At 37.1% G+C, this 20,154-nt stretch carries 17 protein-coding genes and 1 tRNA gene; 13 read left to right on the top strand and 5 right to left on the bottom strand.

Annotation, left to right across the window (positions count from 1 at the left end; all coding sequences use genetic code 11):
- Positions 1-3: 3 nt before the first annotated feature.
- The gene (locus MHI22_RS15735) at positions 4-1,953 is read right to left on the bottom strand and encodes a methyl-accepting chemotaxis protein (RefSeq protein WP_340812372.1); all 1,950 of its coding nucleotides are present in this window, start codon (positions 1,951-1,953) and stop codon (positions 4-6) included.
- Positions 1,954-2,179: 226 nt separating this feature from the next.
- On the opposite strand from MHI22_RS15735, the gene MHI22_RS15730 reads away from it, so the two are divergent.
- Entirely contained in the window at positions 2,180-2,560 is a 381-nt protein-coding gene (locus tag MHI22_RS15730) for a VOC family protein (RefSeq protein ID WP_089933349.1), read from the top strand.
- An 87-nt stretch (positions 2,561-2,647) separates the two neighbouring features.
- Here the strand turns inward: MHI22_RS15730 and MHI22_RS15725 are convergent, their stop codons facing one another.
- Entirely contained in the window at positions 2,648-3,394 is a 747-nt protein-coding gene (locus tag MHI22_RS15725; RefSeq protein ID WP_036119444.1) for a hypothetical protein, read from the bottom strand.
- 281 nt (positions 3,395-3,675) lie between these two features.
- On the opposite strand from MHI22_RS15725, the gene MHI22_RS15720 reads away from it, so the two are divergent.
- The 5 genes from MHI22_RS15720 to MHI22_RS15700 all read left to right on the top strand — a co-directional run bounded on the left by MHI22_RS15720 (position 3,676) and on the right by MHI22_RS15700 (position 8,015).
- Positions 3,676-4,845, top strand: a complete 1,170-nt coding sequence (locus MHI22_RS15720; protein WP_058844106.1) for an acyl-CoA dehydrogenase family protein — start codon at positions 3,676-3,678, stop codon at positions 4,843-4,845.
- 30 nt (positions 4,846-4,875) lie between these two features.
- Positions 4,876-5,739, top strand: a complete 864-nt coding sequence (locus tag MHI22_RS15715) for a transporter substrate-binding domain-containing protein (RefSeq protein ID WP_036123919.1) — start codon at positions 4,876-4,878, stop codon at positions 5,737-5,739.
- Between the two features lie 82 nt (positions 5,740-5,821).
- Positions 5,822-6,529 carry an amino acid ABC transporter permease gene (locus MHI22_RS15710; protein WP_036123917.1) on the top strand — a complete coding sequence of 236 codons (708 nt, stop codon included), beginning with the start codon at positions 5,822-5,824 and terminating at the stop codon, positions 6,527-6,529.
- 15 nt (positions 6,530-6,544) lie between these two features.
- Positions 6,545-7,246: an amino acid ABC transporter permease gene (locus MHI22_RS15705; protein ID WP_036123914.1), complete on the top strand. Its 702-nt coding sequence runs from the start codon at positions 6,545-6,547 to the stop codon at positions 7,244-7,246.
- A gap of 13 nt (positions 7,247-7,259) precedes the next feature.
- Positions 7,260-8,015, top strand: coding sequence for an amino acid ABC transporter ATP-binding protein (locus MHI22_RS15700; RefSeq protein ID WP_058844107.1), 756 nt, complete (start codon positions 7,260-7,262; stop codon positions 8,013-8,015).
- 372 nt (positions 8,016-8,387) lie between these two features.
- Here MHI22_RS15700 and helD read toward each other — a convergent pair whose 3' ends face one another.
- A complete protein-coding gene (gene helD, locus MHI22_RS15695) occupies positions 8,388-10,691 on the bottom strand; it encodes an RNA polymerase recycling motor HelD (RefSeq protein WP_036123902.1) in 2,304 nt (767 codons plus the stop codon).
- A 579-nt stretch (positions 10,692-11,270) separates the two neighbouring features.
- On the opposite strand from helD, the gene MHI22_RS15690 reads away from it, so the two are divergent.
- The 5 genes from MHI22_RS15690 (at position 11,271) to MHI22_RS15670 (ending at position 15,800) form a co-directional block, all read left to right on the top strand.
- On the top strand, positions 11,271-12,683 hold the full coding sequence (locus tag MHI22_RS15690; RefSeq protein ID WP_036123899.1) for a YfcC family protein: 1,413 nt from the start codon (positions 11,271-11,273) through the stop codon (positions 12,681-12,683).
- A gap of 22 nt (positions 12,684-12,705) precedes the next feature.
- A complete protein-coding gene (locus MHI22_RS15685) occupies positions 12,706-13,884 on the top strand; it encodes a M20 metallopeptidase family protein (protein WP_308221978.1) in 1,179 nt (392 codons plus the stop codon).
- 141 nt (positions 13,885-14,025) lie between these two features.
- Positions 14,026-14,982 (top strand): AAA family ATPase, encoded by a 957-nt coding sequence (locus MHI22_RS15680; RefSeq protein WP_058845143.1) that lies wholly within the window; start codon positions 14,026-14,028, stop codon positions 14,980-14,982.
- 20 nt (positions 14,983-15,002) lie between these two features.
- Positions 15,003-15,638 (top strand): RNA ligase family protein, encoded by a 636-nt coding sequence (locus tag MHI22_RS15675; RefSeq protein WP_089933362.1) that lies wholly within the window; start codon positions 15,003-15,005, stop codon positions 15,636-15,638.
- A 94-nt stretch (positions 15,639-15,732) separates the two neighbouring features.
- Positions 15,733-15,800 (top strand) — tRNA-Ser (locus MHI22_RS15670).
- 52 nt (positions 15,801-15,852) lie between these two features.
- On the opposite strand, the gene MHI22_RS15665 is transcribed toward MHI22_RS15670, so the two are convergent.
- Positions 15,853-17,043, bottom strand: a complete 1,191-nt coding sequence (locus MHI22_RS15665) for a coenzyme F420-0:L-glutamate ligase (protein WP_340812371.1) — start codon at positions 17,041-17,043, stop codon at positions 15,853-15,855.
- Between the two features lie 122 nt (positions 17,044-17,165).
- On the opposite strand from MHI22_RS15665, the gene MHI22_RS15660 reads away from it, so the two are divergent.
- The gene (locus MHI22_RS15660; RefSeq protein ID WP_058845141.1) at positions 17,166-18,083 is read left to right on the top strand and encodes a LysR family transcriptional regulator; all 918 of its coding nucleotides are present in this window, start codon (positions 17,166-17,168) and stop codon (positions 18,081-18,083) included.
- A gap of 17 nt (positions 18,084-18,100) precedes the next feature.
- Here MHI22_RS15660 and MHI22_RS15655 read toward each other — a convergent pair whose 3' ends face one another.
- Positions 18,101-18,982 (bottom strand): LysR family transcriptional regulator, encoded by an 882-nt coding sequence (locus MHI22_RS15655; RefSeq protein WP_036123879.1) that lies wholly within the window; start codon positions 18,980-18,982, stop codon positions 18,101-18,103.
- A 113-nt stretch (positions 18,983-19,095) separates the two neighbouring features.
- Here MHI22_RS15655 and MHI22_RS15650 point away from each other — a divergent pair, with 113 nt between their 5' ends.
- A complete protein-coding gene (locus MHI22_RS15650; protein ID WP_058845139.1) occupies positions 19,096-20,115 on the top strand; it encodes a YeiH family protein in 1,020 nt (339 codons plus the stop codon).
- The last annotated feature ends 39 nt before the right edge of the window (positions 20,116-20,154 follow it).

The raw sequence follows: 20,154 nt of genomic DNA, 5'->3' as shown, positions 1-20,154 counted from the left end.
AATTTAATATTCAAAACGATTTACGTAACCTTGCAATTCATCCGCCATATCAAGTAACGTTTTGGCAGAGGATGCCATGTCCTGCATAGAGGATAAAGTTTGCTCAGTAGAAGCAGCAACTTCCTCTGTAGCTGCAGCATTTAATTTGGCGTGATCTGATAATTCAATAGCTGTAGCGGAGACTTCTTCCACGACTGCAGACATTTCTTGTGCAGAGGCAGAGATATCCTCCATCTTTGGCGCAATGTTTCGTAGACTTTCAATAATGCTGGCGAATTTCTTACTTGCTGATTCTGTCAATTGTAAGCCATCCTGAACATCTGCTGAAGCCTTGACCATAGTCTGCACAGATTTAGCTGTATCCTGCTGAATACTCGTAATGAGCGCAGCAATTTGCTCTGCTGATTGGTGAGATTGCTCTGCTAATTTTCGTACTTCATCGGCTACTACGGCAAAGCCTTTGCCATGTTCTCCAGCTCTTGCTGCCTCGATAGCAGCATTGAGGGCTAGTAAATTTGTTTGGTCTGAAATGGCACTAATCATCTCTAAAATGGAACCGATTTCTTTCGTGCGATCATATAGAGTTTTAATCATTGTATCTGATTGTGTAACAGATTCATGAATAGAGTTCATTTGTTGTACAGTTTGCTCGACTGCTTGTCCACCTTCATCTGCCAGTTGGATAGCATGGCTAGAAAGGTCTAATACCTGCATAGAGCTGTCTGCGACCTCAACAACCCCTTTAGCAATTTCCTCAATGGAGATAGCGTTTTGGTCAATACCTGTTGTTTGCTTTTCCGTGCTGACTGCCATTTGTTGCATAGCATCCGCAACCTGTTCAGAGGCAGCAATATTTTGTTCTGCATTGGCAGATAAATCTTGAGCAGACTTTTGAACATGCTGGGAGCTTTGGTCCACGTTGCGAATTAGTTTTTTCAAGCTAACCTTCATGGAGATAAAAGCTTCCCCAAGTTGTCCAATTTCATCTTTAGAATGAATTTCAATAAACTCTGTTAAATTACCTTCACTAATTTTCAACGCGCTTTGCTTAAGTCGATTAATTGGATTAACTACAGACTTAATCATGAAGAGCATAAACATAATACCAACTAGAATGGACACAACAATAATGATCAAGTTGATATTTAAAGTGGAGGCAGCAGCCTTTGCAGCTTCTGCAGTAAACATTGTGCCTATTATCTTCCAGCCAGTAAGTTCATTTGTAGCAAACTGTAAATGACGGTCTCTTTCAATAATTGTGCCGCTTTCTTGCTCATAAATTTTAGTGATATAGTTTTCTGTTGCCTCAGTACCACTTTCTTTTTCAGGCTGTGCGATATAGAGCTTATTGCTATCTAGAAGAGATGCAAAACCAGTCTCTCCAATGCGGATATTATTCGTAATATCACTTAATGTAGAAATGTTAAGATCTAATCCTATGACTCCAGAACCATCTGGTAAAGCCTGCGTAATTGTAATGACAATGTCACCCGTTGATTGTGTAACATAAGGGGCAGTGATGGAGACCTCTCCATTATTATCTAAAGCTTGCTTATACCAAGGTCTTGTACGAGGATCGAAGCCATCAGGATAGTCTTGAGCAGGCTCGTCAAGTAGTTTGCCATCGGCAGTACCAATATAAATCAGCTCTACTTCAGGGTGCATATTAATGTATTCGCTTAGTAATGATTGAAGTTTCGGAATGTTATGATCTTGAAAGTAGGTTTTACTAAATTTTTTTGAAAAATATTGCACATCTTTTAGTTTGGGTTCAATGGTATTCGTAATATTAGTATTAAGAATACGTACACTTTCAGTTGCACTTGCATGTTGTTCTTCGGAAATTTGCTTTTCTGCACTTTGGTAGGAAACAATTCCAATCAACAGGGTTGGGATGAGAAGCATTGCTAAAAACGAAAAAATAAGCTTTTTTCTTAAACTTAGTTGTTTCACTTGTATTATCCTCACATAATTTTTTTAGTCTAAACTTTTCCCTAGAAGGTAAATAATTCTCATTCTATCAGAAATAAAATAAAAGTTAAGTACTTTGGAATAATAATTTACAAGTTATATATATTATGGTCAATTATTCGAAATTTCGCTAAATTGAAATCGTTAGAAGCTATATAAAGCTACAGTTTGATATATACTAATGCTCAAAAGAGGAGGGAAATAGGTTATGATTCATCAAATCGGGCAGGTAATGCTATATGTTAATGACCAAGAGGTAGCAGTAAAGTTTTGGACAGAAAAAGTGGGGTTTGTTGTCGTTGCTGATCAGGAAGAAGCAGGGATGCGCTGGATTGAAATTGCGCCAACGAAGGATGCACAAACATCATTTGTGTTGCACAATAAAGAGATCATAGCTAAAATGCAGCCGGAGCTAAACTTAGGAACTCCGTCTATCATGTTTTATGCTGATAAAATTGAAGAAATGTACCAAGATTTTCAGGCAAAGGGCATTAAAGTGGGCGATTTAGTTATGATGCCAATGGGTAGGGTATTTAATTTTGCTGATCCTGAAAATAACTATTTTGCCTTAGTTGAAAAACAAATATAAATGATGGAATCTGCTCGTATTTTGCTTTGTTTTTAAGCAAAAATGAACAGATTCCTGTTTTTCATCTTATTTAATAGAGAGAGTCTTCTATGATAAATCCTCTCCAAAAATACTAACCGTTTGTCGATCTATCATAAATTCATGACCATTCCATTTTAAAACATTTTCTACATAGCCTAGTCCATCGGCATGATACCTACCTGCAATTCCTTGATACCCTAAAATTTCATAGGTTCCATCTCGATCATAATCAATGGGATATAGTCCGCTAAAAGGGTCTACCCAGCCTTCTATAGGTTGCTTTAATGTACCGTCTGGATTATAAATTTCTGCTAAGTAGTCCGCTCCTTTATACTGTAAATCGATTGTGTATCTTTTAGCGGGATTCGAACTTTGAACTACAGCCTTGTAGTGATCTACATAATTAACGCTATATTTGAGTTTATTATTAAAAGACTCTGCGTCAAAAATAGAACGAACTTGATTGTTGATGGATGAAAATATTTCACCGTTTATAATTCCTCCGCTACCCCCAGTATCAGAGACAACCAGAATATCCTCAATATGATTACCAGTAAAATCGCCTAGAAAAATAGTCGGATTATAGCCCAAATTCTGTTTCAAGGGAAATTGTTGCATTTGTTGTGTTTGCACATAAAAAATAGTGAGTGTGATATTTTTCCACAGAGGGCTATCCGGTTGTTGAACGCCCACTAAAAAAATTGTTTCCAAAAAACCATCGCCATTAATATCTCCAAACTTAGTTTGAATTACTTGTGGAGCCAAATAGGATAAGGTGCCAGCACTTTGTGGCGAATTAAAATGATTAGTCATGTATACACCTCTTTCATTAGTCTTAGCATATGTTGTAAACAAAGCATGGTGCATAAATTAAAGGGTAAAATTGAAACATTGTAATTCATATTAAACTAACAAAAAAACTTGAGTTTCACCCATTGACATTTTCAAATGTGAAAAGTATTATAAATGTCAACGAATCAGAAAATTCAGTACCGAATAGTGTCTCACTACAATATGTAGGCAGAGATTTTTTTTCACTATTAATTCTTAGTAATTTTATATGATTTATATATATTAGGAAGAAGGAGATTTACTTGAAGGATTTATTTGTAAAAACAGAGCGACAACGGTTTTGGTTAGATCAGCTAGCAGCTATTGCAGAGCCAATTAAGGCTGAGGCTGTTGAGGTAGACGAACAATCTCGTTTCCCGTTTGAAGCACATCAATTGCTTTTGCAAATTGGCTATCCACAACTAACTTTACCGAAACAATATGGCGGAGAGGGTTTATCGGTCTATGATATGGTCCTTGTGCAAGAAACATTAGCAAGCTATGACGAAAATGCATCTCTTTCTCTTGGCTGGACATTAGGCGTTGTTGGTGAAATATATGAAACCCACTTATGGACTGAAGATGTATTAACAGCATTCGCTCAGGAAATAAAGAGCGGTGCCATCATTAATAGAGCAGTTAGTGAGGCAGCAACGGGTAGTCCAACACGCGGTGGTCGACCTGGAACATATGCTGTTTCGACAAAAGAGGGCTGGCTATTAAATGGACGCAAAATCTTTACGACTGCGTCACCGGTGCTCGATTATTTCCTTACTTCAGCTTGGATTGAAGAAAAGCAACAAATTGGTTTTTTCCTCATTCATAAAGATTCTGTAGGGCTAACGATTGAAGAAAATTGGGAAATGTCTGCGATGCGAGGTACTAGTAGCCATGATCTTGTGTTAAAAGATGTCATAGTGGCAACAGAGCATTTAGTAGAGTTACCAAGTCATCCTAGTGGTGGCAAGATAAATGGCTGGATACTCCATATCCCAGCAACATACTTAGGTATTGCACAGGCTGCCCGTGACTATGCGATCCATTTTGCCAATCATCATCAACCGAATAGCTTGAATGCTCCGATTAGTACGTTGCCAAATGTACAACAGCTTTTAGGAGATATTGAATTAAAGCTTCATCAAGCACGTTTTGTCTTGTATGGAGTGGCTGAGGCTTATGATGATCCAGCTAGACGTAGTTTATTAACAAATGAAATGGCTGTTGCTAAACATACAGTAACAAACATGGCAATAGATATAGTCGATAAGGCAATGCGTGTAGTGGGAGCGAAAAGCTTGCAGCTATCCAATCCATTACAACGCTATTATCGTAACGTCCGTGCAGGACTTCATAATCCGCCCATGGATGATATGACGATTATAAAGTTAGCGACTGCCGCTATTGAACAACAAAGATTAAATGGAAATTCATAATGATTACATGGAAATAAGGAGAAATGACAGATGAAAAAGAATAGATTATTTCAATTTGCCGCAATTGGTTTGGCTTCTATAGCACTTTTGACGGGGTGTAATTCAGGGGAATCAGCAGATAAGGATTCAGGTGATGGTGAACAGGTTCGTACAGTAAAGGTCGCCTACGATCAAGCCTCCAAGCCTATTAGCTATATCGACGATAATGGAAATCCAACAGGGTATGATGTAGAAGTAATGAAATTAGTAGATGAATTATTACCTGACTATCAATTTGAATACGTAGGTACAACAAGTGATGATTTGTTGATTGGTGTTGAGCAAGGGAAATATCAAGTAGGGGTTAAAAATGCCTTCTTTACACAGGAGCGTACAGAGAAATTTATTTTCCCGAAGGAATTTTTAGGGTTAAGTAGTGCGGGGCTCGTTTTACGTAAAGAGGATGAAGGTGTGAAAACATTAGCCGATTTTGCAAAAAAAGGTTATTCTTTAGCACCGATTGCTGCTAATAACGCGCAATATACAATTATCGATGAGTATAATACGGCAAATCCAGATAATAAAGTACAACTTCAAGCTGGTGATGCATTTACCGTAGACGTTGTGCAGTGGGTAAATGAAGGTCGTGTTGATGGTGGCGTCATGATTGAGGGACCATTTAAACAACAAGTGCTTGCTGAGGATGGCCCTTATTACAACTTAAAAGATGAGGTTGTCTATAACGAATTTGCTGTCATTAAAACATGGCCTCTGTTCAATAAAAAAGAGCAAGAATTTGCTAATGCCTACGATAAAGCGATAGCTCAAATTAAAGAGCAGAAAAAACCAAATGAATTAAGCACCAAGTTCTATGGTCGCGATTTATTTGAAGTGCTAGAAAATGTTAATCGTTAGTTTGAAACGGAACGAATAATAAGGCTGTTGAGTCTTTAATGCTCAGCAGTCTTTATTCATAAAAGGAAAAGTTGGTGAGGAAATGGATAAATATTTTGATGCAACCTACATTTGGAACGCAATCCCAATGTTATTACCATTTTTAAAAATGACGTTCTTAGTTGCAGGGTCCTCGATTATCTTAGGCACACTATTTGGTTTATTGTTGGCGGCAGCTAAGCTATCTTCAATAAAGTGGTTACAAAAATTCGCAAATTTATATACAACGATTATGCGTTGTACGCCATCCATCGTTTTGTTATTTCTTGTCTATTATGGTGTGCCAGCATTAGCAGAAAATGTTGGTCTTAACCTCCATTCAATTGAAACAGCTATATTCGTTGTCGTAACATTCACCTTACAATTTGCTGCAATCATGTCTGAGGTGATAAGATCAGCCTATTTAGCTATTCCAAAAGGTCAGTTTGAAGCAGCGGTTAGTGTGGGCTTAACACCATTTCAGGCATACTGTCGAATTATTTTCCCACAGGCACTTGTCGTTGCTTTGCCGAACTTTGGGAATGGTATGATTGCTTTGCTACAAGAAGGTGCACTAGCTTATACAATTGGTCTAATTGACATTGTGGGCAAGGCAAATTTAATTATTGCCAGTAACATCAATGCTCATGCCTTAGAAATTTATATTGCATTAGCCATTATTTATTGGGTGTTATCAATTATTATAGAAAAAATATTTACTATATTAGAAAAGATATTTGGGAAGGGTAAGAAAACTTTAGAAACAACTTAAGGAGGAGGCGTGAACGTGAATTATCCATTTTTACTTGAAACATTTTTCATTGCATTATCTGGTGTTCCCATTGCACTCCTTGTCACAGTTGTTGCTTTATTGATAGCTCTGCCACTTGGTTTTTTGTTGGCACTCACTAGAATTAATAAAATTCCAGTTATTCATCATCTAGCAAAAATTTACGTTTCATTCGTGCGAGGAACGCCAATCATTATACAAATCTTTATTATCTATAGTAGTATCCCGTTAATGTTAAAAATTATTTTTGAAAAATATAATATTGCGTATGATATTTATAAAATCAATCCAATTTGGTATGCGTTTATCGTGTTTGCATTCAGCTCAACAGCCATTTTAATAGAGGTCTTTCGTTCTGCGTTAAGCACTATTGAAAAGGGGCAATTAGAGGCTGCACACTCAGTAGGTTTGACAACATTCCAAGCTTATACTCGAATTATCATTCCACAAGCATTAGTAGTTGCGCTACCGAATATTTGTACAGCTACCGTCAATCTTATTAAAGCTACCTCGTTAGGCTACGCAATGTCACTTCCTGAAATTACACTGAAGGCAAAAGTAGCTGCAAATGTTGGCTACAATTACGTGGAAGCCTATCTGGATATCTTTATCGTGTACTTAATATTATGTAGTACGGTGGAGTACTTGTTTAAGCGCTATGAAAAATATTTAAGCAAATATAAAGTGGCAAATGCCTAAGGGGTGAATGAGCATGTTAGAAATTAAAAATATTCATAAATCATTTGGTGGTAATGAAATTTTAAAGGGTGTTGATTTAGCAATTGATAAAGGCGATGTTGTTGTTATTTTAGGCCCTAGTGGCTCGGGAAAAACAACATTATTACGTTGCATCAATTTTTTAGAAAAAGCGGATCAAGGACATGCGACATTTGGAGATATTCAAGTGGATTTTCAACATGTGAAGAAAAAAGACGTACATGCAATTCGCCAACGTGTCGCATTTGTCTTCCAAAATTATAATCTTTTCACTAATAAAACGGCATTAGAAAATGTGACGGAAGGTTTAATCATTGGACGTAAAATTCCTAAAGCACAGGCTGTGGACATTGGTAAAAAGGCACTTGATAAAGTAGGTTTATCGGAAAAGTATGATGCCTATCCAAGTCAACTGTCAGGCGGTCAGCAGCAGCGAGTAGGAATTGCACGTGCAGTAGCATTGAACCCAGATATTATTTTATTTGACGAACCAACGTCCGCACTTGATCCTGAATTAGTAGGTGAGGTCCTACAGGTCATGAAAAATATTGCAGCTGAAGGCACAACAATGCTTGTGGTGACACATGAAATGGGATTCGCCAAAGATGTTGCTAAACGTGTGATTTTCATGGATGGAGGCGTTGTCGTAGAAGAGGGTAGCCCTCATGATATTTTCGTAAGCCCAAAAGAGGAGCGCACAAAGAAATTTTTAAAACGTGTCATTCCAGAAGATTACACTTTCTATATATAAAAACACAGGAGGATCTGTCAGTAACAGATCCTCCTGTTATGTTGTTGAAGAAAGACGAAGTAAATAGCAGAAAAAGACTTTTTGGCAAGGCGAGAGGTTGATTTCCGTTCCGCCAGCATCCTTCTCAGGGCGCGTCCGATGAGCCGCTTCACGCATTCCGTTCGCTCTAGGGTCTCAGCTGTGACGCTGGCTCCACTCCAACCAACCATGTGCAAAAGTGTCTTTTCCTTCTCTTTCATACTGGACGTAGTGGGCTCGGCGCACGCCCACAGGAAAGCAAGTAGCCTGCAACGGAAATCCATTTTCACCTTTCACAAGAATTCTATTGATAGTTTTGTTTTTCAGCACTATGACAGGAGGATCTGTTAGCTATCATTGAAGGAAATGCGTTAATTTGTTGATGGAATAAATGTGTAGCTCATGCATAGCCCTCGTGCAGGCTGTATAAAAATAGTACCGTTCGTTTTCCTTTGCGTAATTAGCAGCAGATGCATTATAAATAAGCACAGCATCAAATTCGATACCTTTCGCCATATAAGCTGGAAGTAATAAAATACCCTTTTTAAACTGCTTCGTATTATGGTTAATCAATTGAATATCTACTTGATTACTTAATTGCCCATATACTGCGGAGCATTCAGCAGCAGTTTTACAAATGACAGCAATGGTTTCAAATTTAGCAGAGAGGTGATGGATGTTTTGGGTAATTTCATCTATCAGTTCCAATTCATTAGGAACGACAGTAATTGATGGTTCTGGACCAGTTCGGTTAAATGCCTCAACTTCGCTACCATCATTTAAAATTTTTGCAGTAAGTTGAATGATTTGTTTTGTCGAACGATAGCTTTTCGTTAAAATCATTTTTTCAGCCTGCTCACCATATAATTGAGGGTCGAGCAGGGAAGGGTTATCGAAGGTATGTGGATGAATCGTTTGATGTCCATCTCCTAAAATAGTCATACGTGCTTTTGGGAATAACTGCTGTAATACAGTTAGTTGGAATGGAGAATAATCTTGCGCTTCATCAATCAATACATGATGGATCATCGTATTAGTCTGCTGCCCTTCAATTTTGTCCTGTAAATATAAAAATGGTGCTGCATCTTCATAAGCTATAAAACGTTTTGCTAAATTTGGAAGTGTCTGCTGGCAAATATCCTCCCAATCGTTTGGCATAAGATGCTGTAAATCTTTAGTAATGGGATTATTCAAATCAAAGAGTTGGCGATACGTACCTAACATATGCACAAACTTTAATTGGTGAACGGAATTGCGTAACGGTTTAAAGTATTTTTTAACAATTTGTCTCGCTAATTTTTGTCGTTCTTGATCTAAATCATCGAATGAATTTTCAGTATAGCGCCCTTCGTATAAAAGCTCACTGTAAGACTTGGAGTAGTCCTCTTTATCTAATAGTTCAGTCGCTTCTTCTACCCATTCTTTTGTACGCTCAGCCTTTTCAAATTTCGTCAGTTGCTGCAATAACCATTCTTTTACGAATTGTAGGCGATTTGGTATCGACATAGTGGAAGGGAAAGAATAGAAGTATTCAGTAATTTCCTGTGCTGTAATAATTCGTTCCCCACGAAATACGATATTTTTAAATAATAAGCCCTTATTGGATAAATAGCTTACATATTGATCCATCAAATGCTTGTAAGCAAGGCTCGCTTTATAAGATATACTACTTAATTTTGTTTGATAATGAGCTTCATCTTTTTCTGTTAAAAGGCCCTCTAATTGCTCGTACGGATATTCCAATTTAAACTGTCGACCTAATCGCTTTTCTACATACTCTATAAACGTTAATTGCTGCATATTGTCCTCGCCTAAATCAGGTAAGACCGTATGGACATATTGGTTAAAAAGTTGATTAGGTGTAATCAGTAAAATTTGATCGGCCGTCATTTCATTGCGATAGCGATACAATAGATAAGCGACTCGTTGTAAAGCCACAGCTGTTTTACCACTACCCGCAACACCCTCTACAATAAGATAGCGTGATTGAACATGGCGAATAATTTTATTTTGCTCAGCTTGAATCGTTGCAACGATACTACGAATATGCTCGTTTGCATTTTGTGCAAGGATAGCAAGCAATAAATCATCCCCAATGGTAAGACCAGTATTAAACATCGATTGTAGCTGCCCGTTTTTAATAATAAATTGCCGTTTCAGTAGCATTTCACCATGAATCTCTTCTGCTGTTGTGTCGTAGGAGGCTTTACCTGGTGTGCAATCATAGTACATACTTGATATAGGTGCACGCCAATCATAAATAACTATATTTTCATCTTGTTCGTCCAATAAAGTGGCAACACCTATATAAATTTTTAATGGATCTTGCTGCCCATCTTGTAAAAAGTCAATACGAGCAAAATAGGGTGACTGTTGTAAACGTTCGTATACCTTTACATTCTGAATTGCACGCTGCTGTGCAAGCTCTGAGTCAGAGAGAAGCTCTACCTGTTGCTTAATCGCGAAAAAGGTTTCGTCAACATCTTCAGCAGTGTCTAAATTGACTCTGACATCGTTCCAAAAAGTTTTCTTCAGAGCGACAGCATTTTCCTTGAAGCTCTTTTCTTTTAGCAATAATTCGTTCTTTTTGTGATCAATGAGGTTTAAACTTTGCTCAAGATGATGTTTTTCTTCTAGCCAGTCATTTTGATTTTCCAACGTTTACTCACATTCCTCTCCATATTTTTCTCTTCTGTTAGTAGTAATCCTCACCTATAAATATGGTGAAAAGAAAATAATTGTGATTCTCCTTTAAATGGTTGTCCAAACACCTTTTTTAGTATATAAACGTATTTAACCTAAGAGGAAATGTAGGGTGATTGAATCAGGAAATTTATCATACATCTACTCCGCAATGAAGTATAGTCTAATAATTATTGTAAATTTATGCTATAATAAAATTATAAAGAAACCTGCGTTTAACGATAAAGGCTGTTCCACAAATAAGTGGAGCAGTCTTTTTTATATGTAGGAAAGTCTAACATTATGCCTGTTTTTTAAGAATTTGTTATTAATATTTAGTTTTTATTTGTCCTAGAAGTAAAAATAAATTTAACTGAATTGTCGAAATATATTGACATTTCATCTTCTGTTTTTTATTCTTGTGTATAAAGTTTCCGTTAATCGGAATGTTTTTCCGCTTGGTGGAAACTTGTAGGTGTGTAAGAAATGCTTAATGGATACGTTGTCTGTGCCTCAGTTCAAAGCTAAAGAAAAAATTATTAGGGGGAGACGGTTATGGTAAACCTACAGCAAGATAAAAAAGAAGATGAACCACGGATAAAGGGAATTAATGCATTTGTATTAATGTTTATTATTATTTTAGTCATGTCGTTACTGACCTATATTTTACCAGCTGGACAATATGAAAGAGTTGAGAGTAATGGCAGAATGATAGTAGATCCAGAATCCTTTCAGTATATCAAGTCAAATCCTATTGGCTTTCTAGAAATATTCAATAGTGTGCATCTGGGAATGCTTGAGGGTGCTTCTATTATTTTATTTGTCTTTTTATTTGGAGGCGCTTTAGGGGTAATGCAAAAGACTGGAGCTATTGATTCCTTTATTAAAGTTATGGCCTCGAAATTTGGAAAACAAGAGTACGTATTAATCCCTATTCTAGTTTTAATATTTGCTAGTTTAGGGACACTAATTGGCTCAGCAGAGGATACGCTTGTCTATATAGCGATTATTATCCCGTTAACGATGGCACTCGGAATGGATGCGATTACAGGCTTTGCGATCGTCATGCTAGGTACATTAGCAACTGGCTTTACTTCAGGCATTACGAACCCATTTAACATTGGTGTAGCTCAAACTATTGCAGAGCTTCCAATGTATTCAGGAATGTCATATCGAATCATTGTGTTCATCGTTTTTTATAGTTTGACAGTACTTTATATATACAGGCATGCAAAAAAAGTGAAGAGTGACCCATCGAAAGGGATTTACGGAAAGTTTAAAAGAGAAGAGAGCATCAAAATTGATTTAGACTTTAAGATGAGCCCACGTCATTTGATAGCACTATTCGTATTATTGGGAAATTTTGTTGCATTGATTGTAGGGGTAATAAAGTATCAATGGTATATAAGTGAAATTGCCGGTGTCTTTCTATTAAGCAGCATTATTATGTCTATTATTTGTAAGATTGGACCAAATAAAATGGCTGAAGGGTTTATTTCTGGTGCCCGGGATATGGTAGAAGGAGCATTAATTATCGGATTTGCCCAAACCATTTTAGTTATTACTACAAATGGAGGATTAATTGATACTATTCTTCATTTTGTTTCAAATACTGTAAGTGTATTACCTGCTTCTATCAATGCGATAGGAATGTTTTTGCTTCAGCTCTGCTTAAATTTCTTAGTACCTTCTGGAAGTGGACAAGCTGCGTTAACGATGCCGATCATGACGCCTTTAGCCGATTTAATTGGTGTAACTAGGCAAACAGCCGTACTGGCTTTCCAGTTTGGTGATGGTATTTCAAATATGGTCATTCCAACAAGTGGTGTTTTATTAGCGGGACTAGCAATAGCAGGTATTCCATTTTCAAAATGGTTCAGATGGGTATTTCCTTACTTCCTTATACAGACAGGCTTAGCGATTGTCTTATTAGTCATTGCGCATCTCATAAATTATGGACCATTTTAATAAAATAAATAATAAATTAGGAGTGATTAGATTGATAGAAACGGCTAATTTAAAACAACAGGTTGTTGAATGGCGTCGGCATTTGCATATGCATCCTGAATTATCACATCAAGAGCATAAGACAGCTCAATATATTTATGATCAATTAATAACGTTTCCTCATTTAGAAGTAAGACGTTTAACAGAAACAAGTGTATGTGCCTTTTTAAGAGGTACAAAAACAGAAGATAAAGGACATACCATTTTACTACGAGCTGATATTGACGCATTGCCGATTGAAGAAGAAACGGATCTACCATTCAAATCAATAAATCCAGGGGTCATGCATGCGTGTGGACATGATGCTCATCCAGCCATGTTACTTGGTGCAGCAAAGGCATTGGCTGAGCGTGGGACCAATTTTAATGGAGAAATTCGTTTTGTTTTTCAGCATGCTGAAGAGGTGACACCAGGGGGGGCTGCTCAACTAGTTGCACTAGGAATAGTAGAGAATGTCGATTATGCTTTCGCTTTACACGTGAGCCCTGATTATGAAGTAGGGCAATTTGCTATGAAAGATGGTAAATTTACTGCAGCAGCAGATGATTTTGAAATTAAAATTTATGGTCGTGGCGGTCATGCATCAACACCAGAGGTCGCTATAGATCCTTTAATAATTGGTTCTGAAATAGTTGTAGCTTTACAAACAATAGTGTCACGTAAAGTGCCAAGTACACATGCACCTGTTTTAACTGTTGCAAAATTTCACTGTGGAACGGCATTAAATATTATTGCAGATACAGCAGAGCTTGGAGGAACAATCCGTTCCCTAGATGCGAAAATTCGTGTGGATACACGAGAACATTTAGAAAAGATAGTGACAGGTATTGCAACTATGCACGGTGCAAAAGTAGACATTAATTGGGAGCTAGGTTGCCCTTCCGTCACAAATGATAAGGAATTAACGGCATTATCTCGTCGTATAGCTGGAGAGATTGTTGGTGCTACAGGTGTGAAGGTATTGCCTGAACCTATATTTGGCACAGAGGATTTTGCCGATTTTTCAGAAGTTGTTCCCTCATCTATGCAATTTATCGGGGTACATAACGTAGAGTTTGGTGAAGCGTACCCATTGCACCATCCTCGTTTTAAAGTAGATGAAGAAGCTCTTATATATGGTGTTCGTTACTTTGAAAATATAGCACGGACACTTTGCCCATAAGTGACGTAAGCTAAAAAATAATGAAGGCATGAGTATTGGTGTGGTAATGGCTCATGCCTTTTAAATTGCTTACAGTATGTATTGAAAACTAAAGGATTGTTCTTTTAATACGATATAGAAACTTGAAGGGAGGTGCAGAGGATGAAGGTAATCTTTACAGTGGGGTTGCCTGGAAGTGGAAAAAGTACATTTGTGAAACAGCTAGCGAAAAGTGAAAATGCGATTATTCTTTCCAGTGATGCAATACGTCAAGAATTGTTTGGTGATGCCACCAAGCAAAAATCACGAGTAGTCTTTCGCACGTTATATGAGCGTCTGAATGATTTAGTGGCAAAAGGTTATTCTGTCATTGTAGATGCCACCAATATAGAGCGGGAGCGCAGAATGTTTGCACTCCGCAAATTGTCGAGTGCGGTTAAGAAGGAATGCTATTACTTTGATACCCCTTATTCAATCTGTGTAGCCAGAAACCAACGGCGGAAGCGGCATGTACCATTATTGGTGATGGAAAAAATGAGAAAGCATCTAGAGTTTCCTACAGCAGGAGAAGGGTTTGATGAAGTGCATATTGTACATGAATCAAGTCCCTATGATATCTCTCGACAGCAATTTGTCTCACTTATACAAAGCCAACCCACTTATGAAGAACTGTTTCAAACACTTCGATCAGTCCCACTTTTTAAAGAAATTTATCATTTCAATCAAGAAAATCCATACCATCAATTTTTACTATGTCAGCATACGTATTTCGTGTTTGCCTATATCAATGAATACTACTTGGAAAGCGATAAACTGGCACTACAATTGGCTGCATTGTTCCATGATGTCGGCAAACCATTTTGCAAAAAATATAAACCATTGCAACAACGATATGGCTATTATGGGCATGAAAATGTATCTGCCCAATTGGTTTGTCATTTTCTCGTAGAGTTGGGCTTTGAAGAGGATTTTGTGTTGAAGGTTGTTCATTTAGTGCAATTTCATATGTTAATCCAGTATGGGGGCGATAAAGGCGGAAGCCAAATTTATCACTTATTAGATGGTGATTTATTAACAAGACTTTATTTCTTCCGAGAGGCAGATCAATTTGCTAAATAAAAAGGAAAGGAAGTGGAACTATGACGAAATTAATGAAATACCCAAGAAGCTTTCATTTACCCTGGAGCAGGGGCTATACCCATGATGATAAAGTTGCTAAAAATGTGAATCATTTTATAGGAAAAGAAGTGGTGGTCACTGAAAAACTAGATGGGGAAGGCACTACGCTTTACAAAGACTATATGCATGCCAGAAGCATCCATTCAGCCAATCATCCTTCTAGACATTGGATAAAAACATTTCATGCAAGTTTTGCGTATCGAATTCCTAATGAGTGGCGCTTATGTGGAGAAAATATGTATGCGAAGCATTCCATTTATTATCAAGCCTTAACAAGTTATTTTTATTTATTTAGTATTTGGAATGAAGATAATATTTGTTTAAGTTGGGATGAAACGGTCGCTTTTGCAGCTGAGTTAGGTATTGAAACAGTACCCGTTTTATATCGGGGTATTTTTGATGAAGAACAAATAAAACGGACATTTACTGGTAAATCCATTTTTGATGGTGAACAAGAGGGGTATGTGATTAGAAACGCTGCCTCATTCCATTATGATGATTTTCGCTATAATTTAGGAAAATTTGTGAGACCGCAACATGTTCAAACAAGCGATCATTGGCTACAGGAAGAAATGATTCCAAATGGCTTAAAATAAAATGGATCTAACAAAATTACTTTGATTAAAGATTAAATAAAAAGGACTGAGAAAAATGTAATACTAAATCAATTACTCCAAAAATATATAATATGAGGAAGTGTGCAAGGAATGCATATCCCTTTTGAAAAGGGCTTACAGGTTCGATTCCTGTCATCCTCACGCAAAGGTAAATAAAAATGAACTCTCATTTCTACACGAGAGTTCATTTTTTTTATTTAGTATAGTTATCGAAGTAACCTTGAATATAAATCATAGGTGTTCCTTTGTCACCTGAGCCAGATGTTAGATCAGATAGCGAACCGATTAGGTCTGTTAAGCGACGAGGTGTTGTTCCTTGTGCAGCCATTTGACCCGTTAAATCTTCATCTTTATTTTGAATGTATTCAGAAATAGCGGCTTTTAATTCTTCACCTCGAAGGTTAGCAAAGTCGTTATCTGCTAAGTATTTCAATTTAACCTCGTTTGGTGTTCCATGCAATCCAGCCGTAAACGCTGGTGAAACAACAGGGTCTGCAAGCTCCCAAATTTTACCCACTGGATCTTTAAATGCACCGTCACCATAAATCATGACTTCTACCGTTTTGCCTGTTGCCTCTTTAATTTTTGCTTGGATTCCATCAACAATTGGCTGACAAGTATGGGGGAATAGTTTTACACTATCCTCTGTCGCTTTGTTAGAGCCAAGAAGACCATATTCTGCATTGAAGCCAGACCCATTAATAGACTCAGCTAAAATATTATCAAGGCTGTAAACTTTTTCAGCACCATTTGCTGTTAAAATGCGCTTTGTACGGAAGCGTGTATGAACATCACATGTTAATACACTCTTTGTATAATTTAAAATTGTTTTTGGGTTATTAGAGAAGATGACTTCACATTTAGCGCCTTCTGCTTCAATTAACTCTTTATAGTATTCGATATAATCTACACCCGTGAATGTATGTTTTTGGTAGCCAAAATGTTCACGGAATTCAACCTCATTTAATGTATCTGTCCAAGGGTTAATGCCTTTTACATCTAACTCATCAATATCTACAAGGTGATTACCTACTTCATCGGATGGGTAGCTTAGCATTAGTACAACCTTTTTAACACCTTTGGCAATACCACGTAAACAGTTGGCAAAGCGGTTTCGACTTAAAATCGGGAAAATAACGCCGACAGTATCATCGCCGAACTTAGCTGCCACATCTACAGCGATATCATCTATTGATGCATAGTTACCTTGTGCACGTGCTACAACAGATTCAGTTACTGTGACAATATCACGATCCTCGATTGCATAGCCTTCAATTGTCGCAGCATTTAACACTGTATCTACAACGATTTGTTCAATATTATCGCCTTCGTTAATAATAGGACCACGAAGACCTCTTACAACTGTACCGATTACACGTTCCAACTTAATCTCTCCTCATTCTATCAATCGTAAAGTGAAATAAAATCCATATGATTTTACTATACGCTCCAGTAATGATATAAGTAAAATTAATAGTTCATATAATAGCTATAAGAGGTGCTTATATGATAGGGAAATTAGATTTATATCGTATTTTTAGTGTTGTAGCAAAAAATAATAGCTTTTCGAGTGCGGCTAAGGATTTATATATGACACAGCCTGCTGTTAGTCAGGCAATGATGCAATTGGAGAAGGAGCTTGGAACACGTCTTTTTAATCGAACTCCAAAAGGTGTGACGCTGACAACAGAGGGTAGTCTTCTCTTTGAATATACGAATTCAGCTTTAGGGCTTTTAGATGCCGGTGAAGAAAAGTTGCTAGAATTTAAAAATTTAACAACAGGGCAATTAAAACTAGGAGTAGGGGATACCATTTCACGCTTCTTTTTAATGCCTTATTTAGAAGCATTCCATACAATGTATCCGAATATCAAATTACAAATGTTAAATGGTACAACATCTGAAATATGTAATTTTATTAAATCGGGTGAGGTCGATATCGGATTTTGCAATTTTCCAATAGAAGATTCAACATTACAGTTAACCGTATGCACGAATATTCAAGATATCTTCGTGTGTGGGGAGAAATACAAGACACTTGCGTCTAAAAGTTTAAGCTATGAGGATCTTTTGAAATTTCCACTTATCTTTCTAGAGAAAAAATCGAATTCACGAAAGTATGTGGAAGACTATCTCTTTGCAAGAGGTATCCATATTGAACCCGAATTTGAGCTAGGTTCACATGATTTGGTGTTAGAGTTTGCTCGTAGTAATCTCGGTATTGCGTGTGTAACCAAGGAATTTTCAAAGGACTATCTCCAGCGAGGTCTTCTCTATGAATTAACCTTAATGGAAAGTATTCCAACAAGGAGTATTGGTATGTGTTATTTGAAAACAGTACCTCTTTCTAGAGCAGCGACAAAATTTGTGGAAATCATTGAAACTAAGCGTTTGAATACAAGAAGAACCATAAAGAAAGCCTAGCGACGAGAAAAAGTCAGCTAAGCTTTCTTTATTAATATATCTATGAGTATGTCGACATTGCGCTTATTTTTCATCGTTGGTGAGCAAAGATAAGAAAATGTCCGCAGAAAATGCTGTCCTTCAAGGGGCAAAATGGTCATATCTTCATTTTTTAATTCACGTTCAATAACACAAGCGGATAGTAAGGAAAGACCAAGTCCCTGCATAACGCTCTCTTTGACCCCCTGATTACTACTAATCGTCAAAAGTGATTGGATTTGTAGACCGTTAGCTCTGAATAAATGATCTAAATAATAACGTGTCCCAGAGCCTTCTTCACGGGCAACCCAGTTTTGCTGTTGAAGTTTATCGGGGGTAATGGGTTGTTGCTTTGTCAGTGGATGATTACTGGCACTGACAATAAATAGTTCATCCTGCATAAATGGCTTAATTACCAGTTCATTATCCTGTGCTTGCCCTTCTATCAGACCAATATCAACTTGCAATAATTTTGTATATTGAATGATTTCTTTCGTATTGCCAATAATAATTTGAAGCTCAAGTTGTGGGAACTGTTGCTGCAAGCTTGCTATGATGGGGGGCAATATATATTCGCCGATCGTAAAGCTTGCCCCAATGACTAGTGTTCCTTGTACCTCTTGATGATAGGCCGCAATATCTTCTTTCGCCGCTTCAGTTATAGCCATGATTTGCTTCGCTCGTTTATAAAGAATTTCACCAGTTGGTGTAATTTGCACGGATTTTGGTGAACGAATAAACAAGGTTGTTTGTAATTCCTGCTCTAGGTTTTTAATGTGTAAGCTAACACTTGGCTGTGAAATATGAAGTATTTCAGAGGTTTTCGTAAAATTATTGACCTCAACTAGTGTGACGAACGTTTTTAAAGCTTCGTATTGCATAGTTTCACCTCTATTATTAGAAATGTTAATGATAATGATTATATATATGTATTTTACTAATAGTTCGCTTTTTATTAAAGTAATAATCAACAAGGGAGAAAGAAGTGAACAACATGGTTAATAGACAGAATAAAGTGAAATCCACCCTTAATCCTAATTTCTTGAAAGGAGTATTGTTAACACTCCTTATTGCTTTAGTAGCGAAATATATTGCCACATTTCCTTTCTTTTCAATATTAGGTCAGTTGGTTATTGCCATTATATTAGGAATGGCTTGGAGAGCAGCTTTTAAAGTACAAGATTCATGGCAAGTGGGTATTGCCTTCTCTAGTAAGAAGCTATTACGGCTTGGCATTATTTTATTGGGCATGCGTTTAAATTTGGCAGACATTTATCATGCAGGGGCAAATGTTTTTTTGATTGCAGTCATTAATTTAGTATTTGCTTTACTAGTTGTGTACGGATTAACAAAAATGTTTAAAGTGGAACAGAAGCTAGGGATATTAACGGCTTGTGGGACAGCAATTTGTGGGGCTGCTGCTGTAGTGGCAATCGCACCTCAAATAAAAGCAAATGAAAAAGAAACGGCAGTAGGGGCAGCAATTGTTGCCTTATTAGGGACTATATTTACGCTTATTTATACGGTTATCTATTCCATCATCGACTTAACGCCAACGGAGTACGGTATTTTTGCAGGTGGTACATTACATGAAATTGCCCATGTTATTGCAGCAGCGTCTGCTGGTGGAAATGAAGCCATTGATATAGCGGTTATTGTGAAATTAACACGTGTTGCCCTACTTGTACCAGTAGCGATTATGATCGGTATTTTCTATCGAAGAATAGACAAAAATAAAGAGAAAAAGGCATTTTCCTTCTCCATCATTCCGTGGTTTATTTTAGGGTTTTTAGCGATGAGTGCTATTAATTCATTGGGGATTATACCAGCTAATGTAGCACAAGCATTTGTCAATATTGCGTATATTTTAATCGCTATGGCCATGGCTGGCCTTGGGTTAAATGTGGAGATTAAAACCTTTAAGGAGCTTGGTGTAAAGGCATTTATTGCTGGTTTAATTGGCTCTGTTTGTTTATCCGTTTTGGGTTATATACTAGTCATTATTTTATCTTAAAAAAAGACCCTGCATAGTCGTTCAACATGCAGGGCTTTT

Origin of the sequence: Lysinibacillus sp. FSL L8-0312, from assembly GCF_038003285.1 — a bacterium.
GTDB lineage: Bacteria > Bacillota > Bacilli > Bacillales_A > Planococcaceae > Lysinibacillus > Lysinibacillus fusiformis_D.
This window is presented reverse-complemented; position numbering and strand designations above follow the sequence as displayed.

Coding starts and splice junctions, on each gene's coding strand:
- MHI22_RS15655 (WP_036123879.1), bottom strand. CDS start 18,982: ATGCAATACGAAGCTTTAAAAACGTTCGTCACACTAGTTGAGGTCAAT.
- MHI22_RS15680 (WP_058845143.1), top strand. CDS start 14,026: ATGAAGGTAATCTTTACAGTGGGGTTGCCTGGAAGTGGAAAAAGTACA.
- MHI22_RS15690 (WP_036123899.1), top strand. CDS start 11,271: ATGGTAAACCTACAGCAAGATAAAAAAGAAGATGAACCACGGATAAAG.
- MHI22_RS15710 (WP_036123917.1), top strand. CDS start 5,822: ATGGATAAATATTTTGATGCAACCTACATTTGGAACGCAATCCCAATG.
- MHI22_RS15725 (WP_036119444.1), bottom strand. CDS start 3,394: ATGACTAATCATTTTAATTCGCCACAAAGTGCTGGCACCTTATCCTAT.
- MHI22_RS15715 (WP_036123919.1), top strand. CDS start 4,876: ATGAAAAAGAATAGATTATTTCAATTTGCCGCAATTGGTTTGGCTTCT.
- MHI22_RS15660 (WP_058845141.1), top strand. CDS start 17,166: ATGATAGGGAAATTAGATTTATATCGTATTTTTAGTGTTGTAGCAAAA.
- MHI22_RS15730 (WP_089933349.1), top strand. CDS start 2,180: ATGATTCATCAAATCGGGCAGGTAATGCTATATGTTAATGACCAAGAG.
- MHI22_RS15675 (WP_089933362.1), top strand. CDS start 15,003: ATGACGAAATTAATGAAATACCCAAGAAGCTTTCATTTACCCTGGAGC.
- MHI22_RS15650 (WP_058845139.1), top strand. CDS start 19,096: ATGGTTAATAGACAGAATAAAGTGAAATCCACCCTTAATCCTAATTTC.
- MHI22_RS15700 (WP_058844107.1), top strand. CDS start 7,260: ATGTTAGAAATTAAAAATATTCATAAATCATTTGGTGGTAATGAAATT.